Source organism: Chryseobacterium echinoideorum, assembly GCF_007474535.1.
Taxonomy (GTDB): domain Bacteria; phylum Bacteroidota; class Bacteroidia; order Flavobacteriales; family Weeksellaceae; genus Chryseobacterium; species Chryseobacterium echinoideorum.
The window spans coordinates 1-8,791 of record NZ_VKNW01000020.1 but is presented as its reverse complement, the minus strand read 5'-3'; the positions used below and the strand labels follow the sequence as shown (position 1 = coordinate 8,791).

Below are 8,791 nucleotides of genomic sequence, written 5' to 3'. Positions count from 1 at the left end.
ACGTAGCCCTGGTAAAAGTGCTTGAGGTTTTTGAATGCACCGTAATGAAACAGGATCATAATAGTCATTACTTCACTTTGAGACAGGGCAGATGTTCGGTTTCGGATCTTAATTTTCGGATCTTTCAGAGCATAATCTTTTAGAACACTATTAAATTCTTTAAAAAACTCATCAACAATGTAATAAATAGTTGTAATTTTATCATCAGAAATTTTAGTTAAATATTTGAATTTCAATACCTTAAATATACTAATTTTTCTGCTTTTTTGTATCATAAATTTATTTATTCTTATCCCGAACTCACGTTAATTATTTTTGTCTAATAAATCTGTATCGGATTTTTAGGACTCTTCATTTTATAAACATAAAACCCTCGCAAAATTGCGAGGGTTTATTTTTATCCGCTCAAAGTCACAGACTTTGCGCAGCGGGTGGCCCCATCAGGTTATCTTAAATGATTATTAATTGTATTAATGCATATAACATGTATAGTATTATCACAATTATTGGAGTTAATACAATTAATTTAAGAGCCAACTTTTCTTTTTTAAATCTTACAAAGTTATAAATTGATGCAATAGTAAAAAATAACAAACATGGTAAAAAATAAAACAATGTAATTAAAGCTTTTAATTTCTTGTATGTGTAATCAAAAGATATATATATTGAAATTACACTAATTATAAATATTACGAAAAGAAGAAGAATAAGATATGGATTGAATATTTTTTGTAATGTAGTTTTCATATTATTTATTTTTATCTAATATATTTAAAAAATAAAATATCGCCCTTTGATCCGCAGCAGTGATTTATATTATTCCCTCACAAAGAACAAGTTTATCCTTGCTCTGTCCTTTGTCATCTTGCCATCAACGACTCTAAATAAATTTGACGTTTGCATCATCATTTTATTATCTTCGACACTAAAAATATAATAAACTGTATTGAGGGTGTCCAAACTTTTAAACTTATATGTCCCTATTGTGTTATGCTTATTGGCAATTATATTATTTTCGGTATCAAAAATGCTTTGTTCAGCAACAATAATATTTTTATTAATTATAATTTTATTTTCTAATTTCTTGCTATCATTAAAAAAGACAGCATTTGTGAGTTTCCATTTACCAAAAGCTTTTTTCTGTTTGTCTTCAGATAATTTCACTCCTTCGTTTCCTCCAATGTATTTTATAGAATGAACAGAGGAGATATCGCTGTTTTTTATATTAGGTTCTTTCTTACTGCAAAACATTAATAAAAAAAGAGAAAAAAAACTAATAATTCCTTTGTTGTTGTATTGTTTTAACATCGACTGATTCATATTTTTTTTGTCCAAATTGTATTTTTGATTGATCCTGTTGTCTATATAACGTTGCACCTTGTAAACTTCCATAGCCACCACCGCTAACTTCTTTGTTATAATTCATTACTTGTTGCAATGATCCTTTTACAGGAGAGCTATCAAACCCAAAATAACTTTCCCATTGCACTTTTCCATTTTTCGAACCTACCGCTTCCATCATGTGCCCTTCCCATAATAATATATCTCCTGTTTTGAAATTTGTTTTATTAGAAGCTTGAGCAGATTTATACCCTGAATCCAATAAAAAACTTCTTATATTTTCGATACTATCATCTACGAAAAAGTAACCATTTGTTAATACATATCCATAACAATTAGTTACTTGCATTGCATTTTCATTGGCAAAATTAGTTCTGTTTACAGGTAAAAAACCATACTCCTTATCCCATTGTCCTATCGTTTGCTTAACATTTAAAGTCGCATTTCCGTTTATAGATTTTAATGTCCCAACTCTAGCTTTTATATCGGCTCTATAATGCTCGGCACCATCTTCATAATACCAATTATTGACATACTTTTGCCAGCTAACTCCTCCCCAAGAACCTTTAGGACCAGGACCATTTCCTAACTGATTTTTTAATGCTAAAAAAGCTGATTGTGCATGTTCTCCAGTGTATGTAGTCCCTGAAGCAGTTTCAACCACTTCTCGACCATCAGGATCAACAAATTTTATTGGGTTGTTTAATACATATGTATAAGGCGACCATCTTCTAGAAACTTCCGCCAACGGATCTACGACTCCCCATCTTCCAATATCGGGCATATAAAACCTTGCTCCGTAATCATACATTCCGGTCTCTTGAAGTTCTTTTCCGTTGTATTTATATTGATATGCATTATTAAAATCATAAAACATCATACTCTTATGCATCATTCCAAAGGGATAATAATCGGTGACTTCCTCTATATCTCCCATTATAATTCCTGGCATACACGGCTGATCAGGAGGTGAATTATCACAATTTTTAATGCCATCTCCCTTAACTATTCCATCTCCATCTGAATCACTATAATTCAACCTTACGTTACCTAAGTGATCGGCATAATTATAATAATATACATTCTTTAGTGTATCAAAATAACCTTCCGGAGTGGGTAAAATTCTCAATTTTATTCCATCATTTATCATCGTTCCAGAAGGATCTTCCCAAGAATAGGTATACTTATACTGGAAACCATCTAAATAATCTGTCTCTAAACCACCAAAGAGCTTCTTCACTTTCACTCCGTCCGCTCGGTAAGTATAATTGGTTATCTCCGAATTCTGAGTAATCTGCTTTGGTAAATTTAGAAAATTATACTGAATTGACGAAATACCTTTATCTACAAATGAGGTCATATTTCCATTTAGGTCATATGCTATATCTGTTGGTGTGGCTTTGTAAGGATAACCATATGTTGTAGTAACGGCATCAGTTATTTTCTGCAAACGGTTGCTATTGTTGTGGTACTGATAGGAAAGATTATCAATGAGCATAGCGGTAGTTCCAAATCTCTGTGCAGTTCTCTTCATGGTATTTATATTTCCATTAAGATCATAGGTTACTTTCTCATAATATTCTCTGATAGAGGGATTTGTAGAATTCTGATAAAATCCGGCTGCTAATCTGTTGAGTCCATCATATACATATCCATATCTTTTGAGAGGATCATTTTCATTCCCAATTCTCCAGTCAACTTCCGCAATGTTTCCGTTGTATTTAGGAACTACCTGTAAGGACGGATCTGATGTATCAGGTGTTTGCAGGCCTTCCACCTCATTGTACTTGATTTTATACCCGAAAAGATCGTCTCCAAGATTGGCAGGATCATTAATTCCCGTCATCCATCCTCGGATATTGTAGGTGTAATCTATTGTTTGAAGACCGTTTCCTAAGACCGTTCCGCCCACTTTTTTGGTTTTGAGCTGCGAAAGCTCGTTGTAAGAATTCTGCGCAAGATATTCCACAGGATTGTTGTCGATTTTATGTTTGTGGACTTTCAGCCGGTTCTGGTGGTCGTATTCAAAAGTTTCGGTGATTACTTTTTCAGCATCAGAATCAAGCCTTTTGTGTCTTGTAATCGACTGCTTTACAACTCCTGCAAAATCAAGCTCAGCTTCTGTTTTGGTGTATCCTCCGAGATGGTTGATGGAGTGGGTTCCGATGACTCTTCCTTTGGTATCATACCACGTGTAGTTCTTCGTCCAGTTATCATCTTCAATATTTTTAACATACGAAGCGGTTGGAAGAGATTTGGTGCTGATATTGGAATTTTGGGCATCCTGTGACAAAACAGTCTGACCCAAAACCTGTGCTGGAAGTGAAGGACTTCCCTGCGGATAAGTGTCGTAGTAGTTGATAGAAAATACTTTTTCCAGATAAGGAAAATACGTATTGGTATATTCCACCAATTGACCGTTTTTAGTAAAGCCGGATGAATTTCTGCTCTCGGTGATAACAAGATCCCCAATCATATTCTGCATTGGAGATCTATCAGCAGTTCCTTCAACAAGACCTGTGAGAATCACTCTTCCAAAACGATCATATTTAGTGAAAAGCCATTTTCCGGTAGGCCGCATTACGGCATCCTGAGTAAAGATAAGCCGGTCTGCTTTATCATACACCATAAATTCCCAGCCTTTTCCGGGAAGCTTTTTTTCTACCAATCGGTTTCTGCCGTCATAACGGTATTGATAATAAAGATTTTCGACGGTTGACGGTTCTACAGTAGGAGCTGATGCCAAAGGAGGAATTACAAATGCCAGCTGATCATATTCATTATATACATAATAGGTGTCTGCATTTTCTGCCGCAGAAAGCACTTTTCTCACCAAAACTGTTTGTCCCTGTCCGTTTTTGAATTCGATGGTTTTGTTGCCATCTTCATCGGTAACCGTATTTTTATACAGTTGGTTGGGCAAGAAATACTGAAGCAACTGAACAGAAGTTTGCGTTCTACCTTCCACCCATGTTGTTGTGGTTTCGTATTTTCTCACATAGTCTACATGTACATTGCCATCATACTCAAACTTTACGGGTTTGTTTGTCCATGCATTCCCCACTTGTTTCTGCTCAAAAACTCTGTCTAAAGGAGAGTTTTCGAGAATCTTTTCTGAGTATATTTTTTCCGAACCGTAGAGGGTTGGTTGTGTTGCATTGGCAAGCGGATTGGGAACAATAGCCCCGTTCATCGTTCCAGATTGCGGAACAGGAAGAAAATCTCTTACCTGTCTTCCAAATGCATCATACTCAATATGGGTCACCACATCTTTTCCTAAAGGTGATGCTTTTACATTCACCACCTGTTTTGGTCTTCCCAAACCATCGAAATACTGAACGGTTGAGAGATAATTTCCGCTTAATTCATTCTCTGTTAAGTATGTATTTATTTCTATTTTATTTTCGCCTACGTAATTGTTGAAATAGTTTAAGTCTGCATTAGATACAGGAATCGGGCTATTTAAATCAACACTTAAAGTACCCGAAAAAGAACTTAAAGCAACAGGTGAATTGTGTCTAATAGCAATTTTATTATTAATAATAAAGAATCTATATCCTTTATTTTCAAAGAAATGACCTGTTGGTATCAACAATTCTGTATTTGGTAAATTACCCGTCAATATATTGTTTACAAATCCTGATTTTAAAAAGGTTTGAGAAAATCCAGCACTAAATGACAAAGATAATATATTGTTATTTATTGATAAATTTACAGAACCTCCGCCGCCATTTGCTGTTAAAACAAATGTATCCCAGTTGTAACTTTGATAATGGTTTGAGTATTGAGAATTATATTGATTACAAATGATAGCAAACAATATAATATATATCCTTTTCAAAAGATTAGTTTTTAATTTCATAAGAATAAGATTTTAGTGTTTTTCCATTTTGATCAATTACTTTTGTCAATCTACCTAGTGAATCGTAGTTATACGTTTCAATTGTACCATTAGGAAGTCTAATACTAGTAACACCAAATTCAGAATTAAATGTGTAAAAAGTCAAAGAATGTTGTGGTAATAAAACCTTTATTTGATTTTGAATAGAGGTTAAGTTTGTTTGATTATTAAGATTTAATTTTAACTGTTCAACTAAATTCGTTAAACTAGTTTCATCAATTAAATTATCCCCTTCAATTTTCAGAATTGGATATTTATCATTATATCCGTAAAAAATTCTAGTAAACACATTAGATATTGTATGATACTTTAATACATTATTAAATTTATCATATTTATCAATTATTAAATTCTCGATTATATTATTATCAATAGTCTTTATCTGATTCCTAGTCGGAAGCAATCTGTTTTCATTATTGGAACTATTAGAATTAAATGTCATTTGATTGCCATAAATAGTTTTAGTGTTTTCAATTTCTATATTATTCTTTTTTTTGATTGTTTGTAAAATTGGTATTTCTCTTCTGTTAAGAAGTAAAATATCATTTGTCTGGTTAAAATCAAATGGATACATAAAAGTAGAATTATAAGCCTGTAAACCCGAAGAAACCTTGTTTATTGTTTTTAAAAAATTATCTCCAAAATTACCATTGGATACATATGTTAATTCTTCAATTTCATTTATATTTCCACTATTTGTATAACTTTTAGTTTCTTTCCGAATTAAGTTATTGTCGGCAAAATATATTTCGTAAGCCGTTCCTTTAAGACCTACCTGTAACGGTAAATTCCCAGGTAAGATAGTAGGGCATGCAAAAAAGGATTCATTATGAACTGCCCTTGTTTTTTGTGAGTTATTGTGTGAATAAAAATATTTTTCATTCTGTAAAATGTTACCATTAAAATTATAGATGCTTTTTTCTTTTAAAGTTCCTCTTCTGAAACTCATATCTGTTTTTGGGTCGAAAATTGAAAAAGATTCTTGTAAGGTATTTACAATTGTATTAGGATAATCTTCATAATTATGATATTCGAATTTTGTGTAACCTTTATCATTACCATTTTCGTCAACTAATTTTTCAAATACTGTAGAATACTCAATATGAGTTCCAGAAAAGTTAGAGATTGGCACTATAGAGTTAATGCTGAAAATATTTTCGTGAAAGTTTGCACCACATCCGGAAATTCCTGTATAGTTTGTAATTTCGTATAATGGTTTGTATAATAATATTCCACTAGAAACCATTCCATTGATTTCTTTTTTATAGATTATTTCTTTTATCGTTTTAGAAGTTGCGGAATAATTATTTGTTATTTTTTTAATTCTCAATCCTCCTATTATACCGGGGCTATTTTGGTCATGGAATTGATTTCTTGTAGTATTTGACAAATATTTAGAATAATCATGTGGTTCATATTCAAATATTGTTGAGCCTCCTAGTGGATATGTAATTTTAGTTAAACTACCGTATTTAACGTAATCAAAATTGGTTTCTCTTTTGTTATAATAATCAGTCCAAAAGTTAGGTGGATTAATATTGTAAAAGTTACCATTATAGTAACCCAAATGATCTACAGCTTGACTGCAAAATTTCGGTAGACTATCAAAATTATAATATTCAAAAGAATATTTATAATAGTTATCAATAAGAATATTGTCTAATTTTAGCCTTGAAGTTGGTATATTATTATAATTGAAGTTTATTTTTTTTGTAAAACCATTATTAGGATTTTGTATCTGTATTGAATTTAATTTTCTCCATTTCCAGTTATCCATGATTTTTTTTATTTTATCATAATAAGGGCTCACACCTGTATAAATAGGATTAATATTTGTGGGATCTCCATTATTCATAGGTAAGTGTAATGAATAAAAATAGTTAATCAAAAAAGTATGATATCCTAAATCATTTTGACTGCCATTAGAATCTAGATCCTGATAATTTTGACTTTGATTAAGCAGATTATACTGAATAATCAAATCACTATCAGAGTATTTTAATGCGTTATGCTCATCAGAATTTAATGTTATAATGTTTCCTTTTCTAGTAGTTATTGTTTTTAAAAAGATTGGCTTTACAATGTTTCCTCCTAATTTTATTATAGCGTCATTGGATACCGTATGCCATCCACATGCGTTAGATGCTCCTATACCTCCTATATAACAATAATCTCTACTTCTTGAATGAGATTTATATCCAGTATATAATTGCGCTTGATCTGTACCTCTTTCATATTCAAATGTATATAAGATGTTGCTAAATCTATCTATTACTTCTGACAGATACCATGCGTTCGGTGCTATATAAACCTTTGATTGATTATTGTAGCTTGAGATACTATATTCTATTGCATTTTGTGTTTTGCCAAAAATATATTTATTACCATTATCATCAATGATAGTAATTTTGCCAATTGTAGGTGCTCTAGTATAGTTAGTTCCTCCCCCTAAGGAGGAAGGGTAATTATTTATATTAAAAGCTTTATTAAAATCCACGTCATTAATTTCTACTTTCAAATTCGAATTTGATGAAACTTTCCAAGTACCATCATTTCCTAAAAAAAATTTACCTGTATTACCTAAAAAATTAAATGAAAATATATCTGGGCTTAAATCAAGACTTCCTGAATTTAATACTAAACTGTTTAAATATGGTTTCGTCCCCCATCCACTATTATTTAAGACATTATAATTATATAAAAATCCAGGTGCATAAGGCGGATTTGAATATTCAAATGTTTTTCCTTCGTCTATAGAATTTCCGTTAGTTGTTCTTGTAATGACTCCGCCAATCATTAATGACCAATTTTGTCCCACCCAGCCAGGTACGTCGTTTACTCTTACGCCTCCAGTATCATGGTTCATTTTTATTTCCAATTTTATACCCCCTTCTTCTGTACTATATAGAGGAACTTCCACATTAGCTCTTCCTGTATAATAATTTATTGGTATGTCGCCATAGTTACCTAATGATGCCGAAATAGGAGATTGTATATTTTTAGGCTCAGAAATCATTTGCCCCAATACGCAATTGATTATTAAAAGTGATATTATAACATATATTTTTTTCATAGTAGATATTTATTTTTTAATAATTTTCGCATTCGCAGTTTTGTTATCATTGGTTTTCACCACCACCAGATAGGCTCCCTGAATAAGGTTTTGGGTGTTGATCTTGGTGATTCTGTTTTTTGTTTTCAGGCTCTGCAGCTGTCTTCCGCCCATGTCGTAAATAATGATCTCAGCCTCTGACTTCCCATCACCCGGCTTCCAGCTTCCGGATTCCATTCCAATCTCTACATAACAGTAATCACTCACCGGATTCGGATAGATTCGAATATCCTGCTTTTCGATCAGCTGGTCAATCTGACTGTCGCCTAGCTTCACAATCTTCCAGTTTTCTTTGCCGAGTTCTTCAGCGCTTGTTCCTGCCAAAACAATCGAACCGTCTTTGTTCAGTTTTAAATCAGATAATCTTTCTTCTTTCTGTCTTTTTTCACCTTTTACATATTTCCGCCACTGCTCGTTGCCATTTTGGTCAAGGTACA

General features: G+C 32.4%; 4 protein-coding genes and 1 pseudogene. All 5 read right to left on the bottom strand.

What is annotated here, in order from left to right; translation table 11 throughout:
• A pseudogene (locus FOL89_RS17745) lies at positions 1-275 on the bottom strand (hypothetical protein); the annotation flags it as partial.
• A gap of 541 nt (positions 276-816) precedes the next feature.
• A complete protein-coding gene (locus tag FOL89_RS17285) occupies positions 817-1,308 on the bottom strand; it encodes a hypothetical protein (RefSeq protein WP_144283998.1) in 492 nt (163 codons plus the stop codon).
• Positions 1,274-5,203 carry a DUF6443 domain-containing protein gene (locus tag FOL89_RS17280; RefSeq protein ID WP_144283997.1) on the bottom strand — a complete coding sequence of 1,310 codons (3,930 nt, stop codon included), beginning with the start codon at positions 5,201-5,203 and terminating at the stop codon, positions 1,274-1,276. The genes FOL89_RS17285 and FOL89_RS17280 overlap by 35 nt, the downstream gene beginning before the upstream one ends.
• Positions 5,187-8,315 (bottom strand): RHS repeat domain-containing protein, encoded by a 3,129-nt coding sequence (locus FOL89_RS17275; protein WP_144283996.1) that lies wholly within the window; start codon positions 8,313-8,315, stop codon positions 5,187-5,189. Before FOL89_RS17275 ends, FOL89_RS17280 begins: the two co-directional genes overlap by 17 nt.
• A gap of 9 nt (positions 8,316-8,324) precedes the next feature.
• Positions 8,325-8,791: T9SS type A sorting domain-containing protein (locus FOL89_RS17270; RefSeq protein ID WP_144283995.1), on the bottom strand; the 467-nt coding region annotated here is incomplete at its 5' end.